Below are 13,276 nucleotides of genomic sequence, written 5' to 3' on the forward strand. Positions count from 1 at the left end.
GCGCCGACGGGCCCGGAAGCCCCCGCCGCCGTACACCACACCATGGCCACCATCCCGACCCAGGGCGCCCACCGCGCCGCCGGCCGCGCACAGTCCCGCGCACTCCTCAGCAGCACCACCTACGACCTGCTTGTCATCGGCGGCGGCATCCTCGGCACCGCCGTCGCCTGGACCGCCGCCCAGTCCGGGCTGAAGGTCGCCATGGTCGACGCCGGTGACTTCGCCGGCGCCACCTCCAGCGCCTCCTCCAAGCTCGTCCACGGCGGCCTGCGCTACCTCCAGACCGGCGCCGTCAGGCTCGTCGCCGAGAACCACAAGGAACGCCGGGCGCTGGCCACCGACATCGCCCCGCACCTGGTCACCCCGCTGACCTTCTTCGTCCCCGTCTACAGGGGCGGCCCGCACAGCGCGCCCAAGCTCGGCGCCGGGGTCTTCCTGTACTCGGCGCTGTCCGCCTTCCGCGACGGCATGGGCCGGGTCTCCACCGCCGCCCACGCCGCCCAGCAGGTGGCCGCGCTGCGCACCGAGGGCCTGCGGTCGGTGGCCGTCTACGGCGACCACCAGATGAACGACTCCCGGGTCGCCGTAATGACCGTGCGCGCCGCCGTCGACGCGGGCGCCGTGGTGCTCAACCACGCCGAGGTCACCGGACTGCGCTTCACCGGCGGCCGGGTCACCGGCGCCGAGGCCAGGGACCGGCTGGACGGTACCGAGTTCGGCGTGGACGCCCGGCTGGTGCTCAACGCCACCGGTCCCTGGGTGGACCACCTGCGCCGCCTGGAGGACCCCGGCGCTGCACCCAGCATCCGGCTCTCCAAGGGCGCCCATGTGGTCCTCAGGCGCCGCGCGCCATGGCGGGCCGCGCTCACCATCCCGATCGACAAGTACCGCGTCTCCTTTGCCATCCCGTGGGAGGACCACGTCCTGCTCGGCACCACCGACGAGGAGTACACCGGCGACCCGGCCGAGGTCCGCGCCACCGACGCCGACCTGGACCAGATCCTCGGCGAGGCCGGGCACGCCGTCCGCGACGAGCACCTGGACCGGTCGCTGATCACCTATGCCTTCGCCGGTCTGCGGGTGCTGCCCGGCGGACCCGGCGGCACCGCCGCCGCCAGGCGCGAGACCGTGGTCACCGAAGGCAGCGGCGGCATGCTCTCGGTCGCCGGCGGCAAGTGGACCACCTACCGGCACATCGGCCGCACCGTGCTGGAGAAGCTGAAGCACGTCCCCGGCGCCGGGCTCTCCGAGGAGATGGCCGACTTCCCCAGGACGGTGCCGCTGCCGGGCGTCGGTGCGCCCGACGCCGTCGCCCACCGGCTGCTGGCCGACCGGGAGCCCGGCGCCCGGATGGAACCGCTGGTCGCCAGGCATCTGGCCTCCCACTACGGCACCTTCTCCTTTGACATCGCCCGGCTGATCGCCGACGACCCGGCGCTGGGCGCACCCGTCCACGCCGACGGACCGGACGTCTGGGCCCAGGTCGCCTTCGCGGTCGACCGCGAGTGGGCCTGCACCGTGGACGACGTGCTGCGCCGGCGCACCACCATGACCGTGCGCGGCCTGGACACCCCCGAGGTCCGGGACCGGGTCGAGAAGTTCCTGGCCGGGCGCCGCCGGGCGCACCCGAGCTGACCGGATCGGGTGAACTCGGGGCGCACCCGGGCATGAACCCCACCGGAGCGGGCAGGGTCGTGACGGACGGTGTGTGCAGCACACCGTCCCGTCGCATCTCGGAGGGGGTCACGGATGGGAGTCAGCCGACGTACCGAGGGGACCAGGCGCCGCCGACTGCCGGACGAGGTCCGGGCGGCGGCGGTGCGCGCCTGGCTGTCCTTCGCCTTCACCCTGGTCTGCCTGATGGTGACGGTGCTGGCCTCGCTGGCCGGCACCTGGGTGCTGCTGCCCGCCCTGCTGGTCACGGCCCTGGGGGTGCTCACCTCCACCTGGTGCCTGCTGGACATCTGGATCGCCCGGCAGGTCGCCGCCCAGCGCACCTGGGGCACCGGGACCGGTACGGCGTGGGCCAACGCCGCCGGCACCGGCCGCCCGCCCCGGCGGCGCCGGCACCCGCGCCCGGCCTGAGCCCGGCGGCGCCCCGGACACGCGAGGGCGGGCGGGGCCGCCGGGGAGCCGCCGGGGGCGGGCGCGGATGGTCGCGGATCAGCCGGAAGCGGTCGGGATCAGCCAAGATCGGTGCCCCGGTTGCGGTGAACCGCTGCGAGGCCGGGCCGCGTAGCGAGAGGCTGAGTCCCACGTGCACCGGCAGCCCCGGAGGGGCAGGCTGGTGAACGCGACGACAAGCGGCCGATTCACAAGGCGGGAGCTTCAGCAATGGCGCAGCAGGCACGCATCGGGGTCACCGGACTGGCGGTCATGGGCCGCAATCTGGCGCGCAACTTCGCCCGCCACGGGCATCCGGTGGCGGTGCACAACCGGACGGTCTCCCGGACCAGGGATCTGGTGGCGCAGTACGGCGACGAGGGGGTGTTCCTGCCGGCCGAGACGGCGGAGCAGTTCGTCGCCTCGCTGGAGCGGCCCCGGCGGCTCGTGGTGATGGTCAAGGCGGGGCAGCCCACGGACGAGGTGATCGAGGAGTTCGCGCCGCTGCTGGACCGGGGCGACATGATCGTGGACGGCGGCAACGCCCACTTCGCGGACACCCGGCGGCGGGAGGCATCGCTGCGGGAGCGCGGCATCCACTTTGTCGGGACCGGGATCTCCGGCGGCGAGGAGGGCGCGCTGCACGGGCCGTCCATCATGCCGGGCGGCTCGGCGGAGTCGTACGCGGCGCTGGGCCCGCTGCTGGAGGACATCGCCGCCAAGGTGGACGGGGTGCCCTGCTGCACGCATGTGGGCCCGGACGGGGCCGGGCACTTTGTGAAGATGGTGCACAACGGCATCGAGTACGCCGATATGCAGCTGATCGGTGAGGCGTACGACCTGCTGCGGCATGTGGGCGGGCAGAAGCCGGGCGAGATCGCCGAGGTGTTCCGGACCTGGAACGGCGGGCGGTTGGAGTCGTACCTGGTGGAGATCACCGCCGAGGTGCTGGCGCACACGGACGCGGCGACCGGCCGGCCGTTCGTGGACGTGGTGCAGGACCAGGCCGAGCAGAAGGGCACCGGCCGGTGGACGGTGCAGATCGCGCTGGACCTGGGCGTGCCGGTGAGCGGTATCGCCGAGGCCGTCTTCGCCCGGTCGCTCTCCGGCCACGCCGATCTGCGGGCGGCGGTGCGCGGTATGCCCGGCCCCGGGGAGACCTGGCTGGACAGCGCGGCGCACGACCGGTTCGCGGACGATGTGGAGCAGGCGCTGTACGCGTCGAAGATCGTCGCGTATGCGCAGGGGTTCCACCAGATCCAGGCGGGCAGCGCCGAGTACGGATGGTCGATCGAGCCGGGGGCGATGGCCACCATCTGGCGGGGCGGCTGCATCATCCGGGCCCGGTTCCTGGACCGCATCCGGGCGGCGTACGAGAGCCGGCCGGACCTGCCGACGCTGCTCGCGGACGACTACTTCGCGGAGGCGCTGGGCGGGGCGCAGGACTCCTGGCGGCGGGTGGTCTCCACGGCGGCGCAGCTGGGGGTGCCGGTGCCGGGCTTCTCGGCGGCGCTGGCGTACTACGACGGGCTGCGGGCGGAGCGGCTGCCGGCGGCGCTGATCCAGGGGCAGCGGGACTTCTTCGGGGCGCACACCTATCGGCGGGTGGACCGGGAGGGGTCGTTCCACACGATGTGGGGCGAGGACCGGCGGGAGGTCGAAGCCTGATCGGCCGTCCTGGCTGTGCCCGGCGGGCGCCGGGCTGACGGGGTGTCACCGGGCTGACCGGCAGGGCTCCCCACCGCGCTGCGGTGGGGAGCCCTTGCCGTTCAGTCGGCCGCGGTCGCCGGCTCGGGCGGGCGGCGGAACATCCGGGTGGTGGTGATCTCTCCGTGGACGGCGGGGGCGTCGGGCGCGGGCAGGGTGGGCAGGCCCGGCCGCAGATGCTCCTCGACGGTGAGGTACTTCAGGCCGGCCCGCAGGTCCGCGTCATTGCGCAGCCGGATGATCAGCGGGAACTCCGCCAGCGCCGTGGTGTCGAAGAGCCCGGTGGTGTAGAGCAGCTGCACGCCGAGGGCGTCGGCGACGGCGCGCTGGAGCTCCAGCAGATAGGTGGCGTTGGCGCGGCCGATGGGGTTGTCCAGGAAGAGCGTCCCGGCGTGGCGGAGCCGGGCCTGGCCCCGGTCGTTGGCGCGCAGGGCGGCCATGGTGCAGTAGAGCGCGATGGCGGCGGTGAGCAGTTGGCCGCCGGAGAAGACGTCGTTCATCTGGCTGACCGGGACCCGCTCGGCGCGCAGCACCGCGTCGGGCTTGAGGATCTCCACCGAGATGCCCTTGGGGCCGATGGCGGCGTGGACGCCGCGCAGCAGCAGGGACATGCCGTCCCGCCTGAGGTCGCTGTTCTTGCGGACGGCGGCGCGGGTGGCCTCGTCGATGACCTCGCCCAGCCGCTCCACCAGCACGGAGTGGTCGGGGTCCTCGAAGCGGATGCGCAGGAACTCCTGGCCGGACCACTCCCCCAGGCCGTCGGGGAGGCGGGAGAGCCGCTGGGCGGCGCGGAGCGTGGTGAGGGAGGTCTCCGCCAGGCCGCGCAGCCGGTCCACGATGGAGTCGCGGTTGCGCTCCAGCTGCTGGAGTTCGTCGGTGAGGACCCGCAGCCGGGGGGCGAAGGCGTCGGCCCAGGCGGCGGCGTGCTCGGGCAGGGCGGCGGCGGGCAGTTCGCGGATCTGCTGGCGGGCGGGGGTGCGTACGGCCTCGTAGCGGGCGGCGTTGGCGTGCCGGATCAGGATGTCGCAGGCGTCGCGGACGGCGAGGTCGGCGGCGGAGAGGTCGGCGGCGGCGCCGCGCAGGGTGCGGCGGCTCTCGGCGGCGGCGGTGCGGGCCTCGGCGAGGGTGCCGGACCAGGGCTCGGCAAGCTGGTCGGGCTCGTCGGCGGGCGCGGGGTCGCGCAGGCCGTCGCGGAGCTGGGCGGCGGTCTCCTCGAAGTCGGCGGCGGCGGTCTGGGCGGCGTCGTGGGCGCGGAGCAGTTCGCGGTGCTCGGTGCGGGCGGTCTCCAGGCGTTCGGTGCGCTCGGCGAGTTCGCCGGTGGCGGTGCGCAGCAGGGCCTGGGCGTGGTCGGGGTCGGTGGGGATCAGGTGGTCGGGCAGGTCGGTGTGGGTGTCGCCGTCGGCGGGGGCGGACCGCTCGGCCTCGCCGCGCAGTCGGCCGAGCTGCTCGCTGGCGGTGGCGGAGCGGGCCTCGATGGTGTGGACGAGGTCCTCGGCGCGGGCGGCGGCGGCCTGGCGGGAGGGGCCGTCGGCGCCCTCGGGGCCGTCCAGCAGCTCCTCGGCGCGGGTGCGGACCTTGTTGGTGAGGCGGTCCAGCTCGGCTTGGGCGGCGGTCTCGGCGCTCTCGGCGCGGGCCTGCTCGGCGCGTAGGTCGGCGCCGACGCCGACCTTCTCGTAGAGCTGGGAGGCGGCGCGGTAGGCCTCGCGGAGGGCGGGGAGGGAGGGCCGGGGGGCCTTGGGTGCCTGGGGTGCTCCGGGGGTGTCCGGGGTGTCGTCGGCGAAGCCGAGGCGGTCGGCGCCGGTGATCTCGGCGCGTTCGGCGCGCAGCGCCCGGGCGGTGCGGCGGGCGTCGTCGGCGGTCCGCTGGGCGGCGCGGCGGTCCTCGTCGGCGGTGCGGGCGCGGGCGGCGCAGGTGTGCTGGCGGGCTTCGCAGGCGGCGACGTCTTCGGCGAGTTCGCGCAGCCTGCGGGTCCAGGTGGTGCGTTCGCGGAGCCGGAAGGCGAGCCCGGCGAGGGCGTCGGCGGAGCGGCGGGCCTGCTGGGCGGCGTCGCGGCGCTCCTCGTGGACGGCGGCGGCGGTGGCCCGCTCCTCCTCGGCCTCGGTGTGCTCGGCGCGGGCGGTGGCGAGTTCGGCGGCGGCGAACTCGGCGGCGGTGCGGGCCTGTTCGGCGGCGGCGGCGAGGTCGGCGAGGCGGCCGGCGGGTGAGGCGGCGCGGTGCTGGTCTCCGGTACGCCAGGAGGAGAGCCGGGCGGCGAGGGCGCGGTCGCCGCCGAGGCGGGCGGCGAGTTCCCGGATGTGCTCCTCGCGGGCGGCGGCGCGGGCGCGCAGTTGGCGGCGCTCGTCGTCGGCGGCGCGTTCGTCGTGCATGGCCGGGTTCGGCGGGACGAGGAAGACGTCCTGGGGGCCGTCGGTCGGGAGTGGGGCGATCAGGGCGGCGGCGGTGCCGACGGCGACGGTGGAGCGGGGCAGCAGGGCGGCGCTGGCGAGCGCTTCGCGGGCCCGGTCCAGGGCGGCGGGGTCGGTGACGACGACGCCGTCGACCAGTTCGGGCCGGGTGGCGAGGATGCGGTCGTGGTCGGCGGGGTCGACGGACTGGGCGAGGTAGCGCCAGCCGGGCAGCGCGGGGATGCCGTGCTCGCCGAGGTGCTCGACGGTGGCGAGGACGTCGGGGCCGGGCGGCAGCAGACCGCCGTCGCCGAGGGCGGCCAGGATGCGGGAGTCGTCGGCGGCGGCGGTGCGCAGGTCGAAGAGGGTGCGCTCGGCGGTGGCGATGGCGTCGTCGAGGAGGTCGCGCAGGTCCTCGGCGGCGGTGTCGAGCAGTTCGGGGGTGAGGGTGCCGGGCTCGGCGGGGGCGTCGTCGCCGGGGTGGGGGGCGAGCGAGAGCAGTTCGGCGAGGCGGGGTTCGGCGGCGAGCCGGGCGGCGGTGCGGCGTTCGGCGGCGAGTTCGGTCTCGGCGGCGGTGCGGGCGTCGGCGGCGCGGGCGGCGGCGAGTTCGGCCCGGTTCTCGGCGGCGGCGGCCTCGCGGGCGCGGGCGGTGGCCTGCTCGGCGGCGGCGCGGGCCTGGTCGAGGGCGGCGGTGGCGGTCTGCTCGGCGTCGGCGGCGTGCAGGGCGGCCCGGGCGGGGTCGCCGGGGTCGCCGCCGTCGGCGGTGTCCTCGATCCAGCCGGCCTGGATGGCGGCCCGGGTCTCCTGCTCGACCTCGGCGAGGCGCTGGCGGAGGTGGTCGGCCTCGCTGCGGGCCTTCTGGGCAGCGGTGGCGGCGGCGGTGGCCTCGCGGTGGGCGGTCTCGCCGTCGGACTGGAGGGCGGCGGCGCGGGCCTCCTCGCCGTCCGCCTGGCTCTCCGCCTCGGCGGCGGCCGACTCCAGGACCCGGACCAGGGCGGCGGCGGCCCGGGCGCGGGCGGCGAGGGCGGGGGCGGCGTCTCGTTCGGCCTCGCGGATGGCGGCGGCGACGCGGGTGGAGCGGTCGGCGGCGGCGCGGTGGCGCAGTACGGCCTCGGCGGCCTGCCAGGCGGCGTGCAGGGTGCGGGACTCGGTGAGTTCGCGGCGCAGGGCGGCGGCGTCGGCGGTGGCGGCGGCCAGGCCGAGGGTGGCATGACGGTACGTCAGCTCTGCGGTGATCAGCGAGTGGTGGGTGCGGTCGGTCTCGGCGGCGGTGACGGCGGAGGCGGCTGCGGCGACCTCCACGGCGAGGTCGTGGGCGCGGTCCCGTTCGACGGTGGCGCGGGCGGCGAGGGCGCGGGCGAGGCGGCGGGTGCGCCGGTCGGCGGCGCGGTGGGTCTCCCGTACGGTCTCGCGGGCCGTGGTGGCGGCGGCGATGCGGTGCAGCAGGTCCAGGGAGCCGGCGGTGAAGTCGCGTTCGGCGGTGAGCTCGGCGCGGCGGCCGAGCTTGGCGGCGAAGCCGTGGACGAGGTCGGCCAGGCCGTCGGTGTCGCGGGTGTCGGTGACGGCGCGCAGCAGCAGATCGGTGAAGTCGGAGTCGTTCTTGACCGAGAAGAGGCCGGCGGCCTCGCCCTCGTCGGCGTTCATCTCGCGCTGGTAGCGGAAGAGTTCGGGGTCCAGGCCGAGCTCGCCGAGGTGCTCGTTCCAGCGGTCGTGGATCTCCTCGAAGGTGACCTCCAGGTGGGGGTCGGCCTTGCCGGCTTCGGTGAGGGCGTCGCGGAACCCCTTCATGGTGCGGCGGCGGCCTCGGGAGAGCGGCTTGACCGGCTCGTCCCCGGGGCCGGGTACGGGCGGCAGCACGATGCGCTCGGCGACGGGCAGGGAGTCCAGGGTCATGCCGGTGCCGGGGCGGAAGGAGTACCAGAGCTCGGCGAACTTGCGGGGGTCGGAGGAGACCTGGCGGCCGCGCCACTCGCTGACCTTGCCCACGACGACGAGTTCGCCGGTGACGGTGTGCTGCCACTCCAGGGCGACATGGCCGCAGTCGTCGGCGAGCAGGAACTTGCGGAGCACGCCGGAGCTGGCGCCGCCCAGGGTGTTGCGGTGGCCGGGCAGCATCACCGAGAAGATCAGCTTCAGCAGGACGGACTTGCCGCCGCCGTTCTCCAGGAAGAGCACGCCGGCCGGTGCGGGGCGGCGGGGCGGGCCCTCCGGGTCGTCGCCGAAGAGGCCCGGCTGCTGCGGGGCGGGGTCGCTGACGGGCTCGCCGACGCCGCGGAGATCGAGCACGGTGTCGGCATAGCGTGCGCCGGCGGGCCCGATCGAGTACAGGCGGACCCGGTTGAGCTCGTACATGGGGCGGCGGTCTCCTGGACGGTTCCGTTGTGGACGGTTGGGGGTGGGTCAGAGGGCGTGGAAGGGCAGGCCGGCGTCGGCGACGAGTTCATCGCTGTCGTCGGCGGGGAGGAGGGTGGCGGTGCCGTCGGTGACGGGGACCACGCCGAGGTCGAGCAGTTCGGCCATGGCGGCGCTGCCGGCCAGGTCGCGGACCTGGAGCTGGTAGCGGGCGGTGGTGCGGTAGGTGCCGCCGGAGTCGTCCGACGCCTTCTGGAGGAAGCCGGACTCCACGAGGAAGGAGACGGCCTTGCCGACGATGCCGATGGTCGAGCCGGAGAGGCGGCGGGCGTCCTTGGTGGCGCCGGTGGCGCTGCGGCGGGCCCACACCCGCCAGGCGGCCTCCAGGCCCGGGGTGTCGCTGGCCGGGTCCGTGTTGTCGCCCTCGACGGCGGCCTGCTCCTCCAGGCGGCGGCATGCCTGGCGGACGAAGGCGTCGATGCCGTTGACGCTGATCCGGCCGATGTAGCCGTCGTCGGCGAGGTCCTCGGGGCGGGGGAAGGCCAGGGCGGCGACGGCGAGGTGGGCGAGGCCGTGCAGGAAGCGGTCGGTGGAGTCGGAGGCGGCGCGGCGGGAGTAGTCGCCCATCCGGACCGCGAAGACGGAGTCGTCGGCGGCGGCGACCGCCATGCCGGAGCGCGGCGAGACCTCCAGGACGACCAGGCCCAGGCCGGTGGCGACCGCGTCGGCGAGACGGGCGAAGGGCGGGTCCTCGCGGTAGCGGCGGATCAGCTCCCCGTACTCGGCGTCGCGGGCGGGTTGCAGCCGGGGCTGGAGGCCGAAGGAGACCAGGCGGGAGGCGTCGGCGACGTCGCCGGGGGTGACGGCGGCGGTGCGGTCGGCGCCCAGGGCGCCCTCGCCGGGCGCCGGGTCGGCCGTGAGGCGGGCACTGGCGTCGGTGGGCGTGCTCACGGGCGGGGCTCCTGACAGGACGGCGGGACGGGGGACGGACAGTCGCGGGTCTGGGTGAGTCGGCCGGACGGGCGCCTGCGGCGGTGGACGGCGGCGGCGGTGGGGAGGGTGGGGCCTGCGGCGCGGCAGGCCGGGGGTGGGGGTGGAGGGGCATGCGCGCGGCGGCGGGCATACTCCGGAGCGGGGCCGTGGACGGCGGGAGGCGACGCGCGCACGCAGAGCGGAGGGGCGAACACAGGGCGGCGGCCAGGGTGCGGCCCATAGGCCACGCAGGCCGGGTGTGCGGGCGGAGGCGCATGCGCGCGGCGGCGGGCTCGTCTCGGCGCACGGCCAATGGGCGAGCGAGACAGGCCGCAGGGCCGAGGGGCCAGCACATAGCGGCGGCGGGCTCACTCCGGAGCGGGGCCGTGGACGGCGGGAGGCGACGCGCGCACGCAGGGCCGAGGGGCGAACACAGGGTGGCAGCGAGGGTGCGGCCCATAGACCACGCAGGCCGGGGGTGGAGGTGGAGGGGCGTGGGTGCGGCGGCGGGCTTGTGTTGGGGCACGGCCAGGACGCGGCGTGCGTATGGGCGGCGTGGGGGTGTCATCCGGCCTCCGCCCGCTCGGCCGCCATGCCGGCGGAGTCCAGTCGGGCGCTGCCGACGATGAGGTCGGCGCCGCCGAACTCGGGGTCGTGCAGCGGGGTGCCGTCGTCGACGGCGAAGAGCAGCCGGTCCTCGCCCTGGCGGTAGGCGGTGCCGACCGGCGGACTGGCGGCGTGCACGGCCAGCAGGGCGACCAGGTGGGGCAGTTCGGGGTCGTGGCGGCGGGCGTCGGCGAGCAGGCCGGAGAGCCGGCGGGGCGCGTCGGCGGGGAGGTCGAGCAGATGCAGGGCCGCGTCCAGCTGCTCCTCGGAGAAGCGGCTGTCGTCCGGGGTGGCGACCAGGTCGGGCTCGGGCAGCTCGGCACCGAGGTGGTCCCGCTCCAGGGGCGGGGTGAGCAGCAGGTCGACCAGGTCGGCGACCCGGACGGCGGTGGGGGTGCGCAGCCCGGCGCCATGGGCGAAGAAGGCGTCGGTGGGGCGGGTGGCCCGCTCGACGGGGAGGCGGAGCAGCGGGGCCAGCAGTTGCCCGTAGAGGTCGATTCCGGCGCGGGCGGCGGGGGCGGCGAATGCCTGCCGGTCCTGCTCGGCGCGGAAGAGCGGGCCGGCCTCCAGCAGCCGGGTCTGCAGCTGGGTGTGGCGGCGGATGCAGTCCTTGACGATGTCGACCAGTTCGGCGGCGCGGCGCTTGTGCTCCGGTTCCTCGGACTCGTCGCGGGCGCGGCGGATGTTGGTGAGGATGGCGTTCTCGTGCCGGTAGCGGTCGGCGACATGGTCCAGCGCCTCGGCGATCATGTCGGGGACGGTGCTCATCCAGTCGACGGCCCGGACGTTGCGGCGGGTGGCCTCCAGGGCGCGGCGCAGTGTCTCGGCGTACTGGACGGTGCGGTAGCGGGCCTGCTCGGCGGCGAGCTGGGCGTCGGCGAGGCGGCCACGCCGGATGAGTACCTCCAGCTTGACCTCGGCGGCGATCTGGGCGGAGGTGACATCGGTGTCGAGGGCGCCGACCAGGACGTTGACGGCCTCGTCGGTGGTGCGCAGGTAGACGCCGCCGTCGGGGCCGGGGACCTCCTCGATCAGCTTGAAGTCGTAGTCGCGGCGGATGTAGGCGCCGTCGGGGCCGAAGGTGCCGTAGACGGCGCGGAAGCCCCGGTCCACCGAGCCGACGTTGATCAGCGACTCCAGCACCCAGCGGGCGACGCGCTGGTGCTCGGCGGTGGGGCGGGCGGCGTTCTGCGCGGCGACGCGCGGCAGCAGGCGGGCGAGCACCAGGTCGCGGTCGGCGCCGGTGTCGAAGTCCATGTGGAGGGTGACCAGGTCGATGGCGGCGAGGCCCACCTCGGCCATGGAGTAGATCGCGTACTCACCGGCCAGGTTGACCTTGCGGGCGTCCAGGTCGTGCAGCGGGGCGGTGCAGGCCAGCGCCTTGAGCCGGCGGGCGAGGCCCTCGTCGGCGGCGGGTCCCGGGGCAGGCCGGACGGGTCCGGGGGCGGGCCGGACCGGGGAGGGCGCGGCGGTCTGGTCGGCGGTCCTGGTCACGGTGGTCAAGATTAGAGGTTCCGACTGACAACGTCCCAAACGCCCCGAATGGCGGGGGTTCCGGCCGTGGACGGGCAGAAAACCCCCGCAAATGATCATCCTATCGGCTGTGCGGCAGCCCCCGTTCCACGCTCAGCCCGCCCGTATTGCCGGGGTCGCCGACGGGCAGTAGGACAGAAGCATCCGGAGCCGTACAAAACGGCCCCCGTACGCCCAGGAGGCGTCATGCAGCAGACCGGCGGAATGACCCGGATGAGCAAGGAGATGCAGGAGTGCGTGGACATGTGCCTCGCGTGCCACAGCATCTGCGAGGAGACCATGAGCTACTGCCTCCAGCAGGGCGGGCAGATGGACGCGCAGATCATGCGCGCGCTCATGGACTGCACGGACATGACCCGGATGTGCGCGGACATGATGATGCGCAGGTCGCCGCTGAGTGCGGAGATGTGCGGCATGTGCGCGCGGGCCTGTGAGATGTGCGTCGAGGCGTGCAAGTCCATGCCCAACGACGCGCAGCTCACGCGGTGCGCCGAGATCTGTCGCAAGTGCGCGCAGATGTGTCGCTCGATGGCGGACGTACGCGCCTGACACGGCGGTACGGACCGGCCCGGCCGGCGGCGGATCGACCTCGCCTCCGGCCGGTGCCCGCGACGTACCGGGTGCCGTTCACTGCTGGGCCTCCAGCAGGGCGTCGCCGGCGGCCGTCCGGTAGTAGAGCACGGACCGCCCGACCCGTCGCCGCCCGACCAGCCGGGCGTCGAACAGGACCCTGAGGTGGCGGCCCACCGACCCCAGCCCCTGGCCGGTCAGCGCCACCAGCTGCGTCGTGCTCTTGGGAGTGCCGAGGAGGACCAGGACGCCCGCCCGCGCGGGCCCGAGCAGCCTGCCCAGAGGTTCGGGCACCGGCGCCGGATCCGGCTCGGCCAGCGCGCCCGAGCAGGGGTACACCACGGCGTACCGGTGCTGGGCAGCGGGCGGGTCCTCCCAGGAGACCCAGCCCTGGCGCGGGGTGACCGGGACGAAGAGCAGCTGTGCCCCGGAGATCTCGCGCGGCGGGTAGTCATGCGCGTTGATCTGGAGCCGGCCCTCGCCGAGCCAGCGCATCCCCGGGCGCAGGTGGTCCAGGGCGGCGCTCCAGCCGCCACGGCTCAACTGCCCCGTCCGCGCGACCACATCGGCCTCGATGATCCGCCGGCGGCGCGGCCAGTAGGGCAGCACGGTCTCCGTCCACACCCACTCCATCAGGTCGGCGGCGCGTTCCGGCAGGTCTGAGCCGTGCAGCAGGGCCGGGAGCGGACCGCCCAGCGAGACGGCCAGGTCGGCCTTGGCGGCCTCGGCGGGCGTGGCTCGGATCCGCGCCACCTCGTCCCCGAACTCCTGCTCGCCCTCGCCGGTCGCGGTGGGGGTGAGGAAGTCCGCGTTCCAGGCCCGCCCCAACCCGACCCGGACGAGCAGCGCGGTGACCGGGTCGTCGGCCAACCGCGCCCGGTAGGCGGGCAGATGGACGTCGAGCCAGGTGCGCTCGCCCGGGTGCGCGGCCGTGCCCCGCTCCAGGGTCTTCAGGCTCGCGGTGGTCTCGGCCAGGGCGGAGAGGACGAACCGGCCCCCCGCGAGGGTGTCCGCATTGACCAGCCACCACCCCATGGTTTCGCCTCCCG

Annotated in this window: 8 protein-coding genes; 4 read left to right on the forward strand and 4 right to left on the reverse strand. The window is 75.4% G+C overall.

Features of this window, described 5'->3' with window-relative positions:
* Positions 1–42: 42 nt before the first annotated feature.
* The 3 genes from C7M71_RS03200 to gndA all read left to right on the forward strand — a co-directional run bounded on the left by C7M71_RS03200 (position 43) and on the right by gndA (position 3,771).
* Positions 43–1,635, forward strand: a complete 1,593-nt coding sequence (locus C7M71_RS03200) for a glycerol-3-phosphate dehydrogenase/oxidase (protein WP_111494575.1) — start codon at positions 43–45, stop codon at positions 1,633–1,635.
* A gap of 114 nt (positions 1,636–1,749) precedes the next feature.
* A complete protein-coding gene (locus C7M71_RS03205; RefSeq protein ID WP_114914147.1) occupies positions 1,750–2,085 on the forward strand; it encodes a hypothetical protein in 336 nt (111 codons plus the stop codon).
* 249 nt (positions 2,086–2,334) lie between these two features.
* Entirely contained in the window at positions 2,335–3,771 is a 1,437-nt protein-coding gene (gndA, locus tag C7M71_RS03210) for an NADP-dependent phosphogluconate dehydrogenase (protein ID WP_111495082.1), read from the forward strand.
* A gap of 101 nt (positions 3,772–3,872) precedes the next feature.
* Here gndA and C7M71_RS03215 read toward each other — a convergent pair whose 3' ends face one another.
* From C7M71_RS03215 to C7M71_RS03225, 3 genes are all read right to left on the reverse strand, one after another.
* The gene (locus C7M71_RS03215; protein ID WP_114914148.1) at positions 3,873–8,546 is read right to left on the reverse strand and encodes a hypothetical protein; all 4,674 of its coding nucleotides are present in this window, start codon (positions 8,544–8,546) and stop codon (positions 3,873–3,875) included.
* A 48-nt stretch (positions 8,547–8,594) separates the two neighbouring features.
* Positions 8,595–9,434 (reverse strand): hypothetical protein, encoded by an 840-nt coding sequence (locus C7M71_RS03220; protein WP_111495429.1) that lies wholly within the window; start codon positions 9,432–9,434, stop codon positions 8,595–8,597.
* 648 nt (positions 9,435–10,082) lie between these two features.
* A complete protein-coding gene (locus tag C7M71_RS03225; RefSeq protein WP_111494031.1) occupies positions 10,083–11,618 on the reverse strand; it encodes a hypothetical protein in 1,536 nt (511 codons plus the stop codon).
* Between the two features lie 225 nt (positions 11,619–11,843).
* Here C7M71_RS03225 and C7M71_RS03230 point away from each other — a divergent pair, with 225 nt between their 5' ends.
* Positions 11,844–12,206 (forward strand): four-helix bundle copper-binding protein, encoded by a 363-nt coding sequence (locus C7M71_RS03230; RefSeq protein ID WP_111494027.1) that lies wholly within the window; start codon positions 11,844–11,846, stop codon positions 12,204–12,206.
* 78 nt (positions 12,207–12,284) lie between these two features.
* Here the strand turns inward: C7M71_RS03230 and C7M71_RS03235 are convergent, their stop codons facing one another.
* Positions 12,285–13,262, reverse strand: a complete 978-nt coding sequence (locus C7M71_RS03235; protein ID WP_111494025.1) for a transcriptional regulator — start codon at positions 13,260–13,262, stop codon at positions 12,285–12,287.
* Positions 13,263–13,276 lie beyond the last annotated feature (14 nt).

The sequence above is a fragment of the Peterkaempfera bronchialis genome (assembly GCF_003258605.2).
GTDB lineage: Bacteria > Actinomycetota > Actinomycetes > Streptomycetales > Streptomycetaceae > Peterkaempfera > Peterkaempfera bronchialis.

Bases quoted from the DNA above. Each gene is read 5' to 3' on its own strand.
- C7M71_RS03200 (WP_111494575.1), top strand. From the start codon at position 43: ATGGCCACCATCCCGACCCAGGGCGCCCACCGCGCCGCCGGCCGCGCA.
- C7M71_RS03205 (WP_114914147.1), top strand. From the start codon at position 1,750: ATGGGAGTCAGCCGACGTACCGAGGGGACCAGGCGCCGCCGACTGCCG.
- gndA (WP_111495082.1), top strand. From the start codon at position 2,335: ATGGCGCAGCAGGCACGCATCGGGGTCACCGGACTGGCGGTCATGGGC.
- C7M71_RS03215 (WP_114914148.1), bottom strand. From the start codon at position 8,546: ATGTACGAGCTCAACCGGGTCCGCCTGTACTCGATCGGGCCCGCCGGC.
- C7M71_RS03230 (WP_111494027.1), top strand. From the start codon at position 11,844: ATGCAGCAGACCGGCGGAATGACCCGGATGAGCAAGGAGATGCAGGAG.
- C7M71_RS03235 (WP_111494025.1), bottom strand. From the start codon at position 13,262: ATGGGGTGGTGGCTGGTCAATGCGGACACCCTCGCGGGGGGCCGGTTC.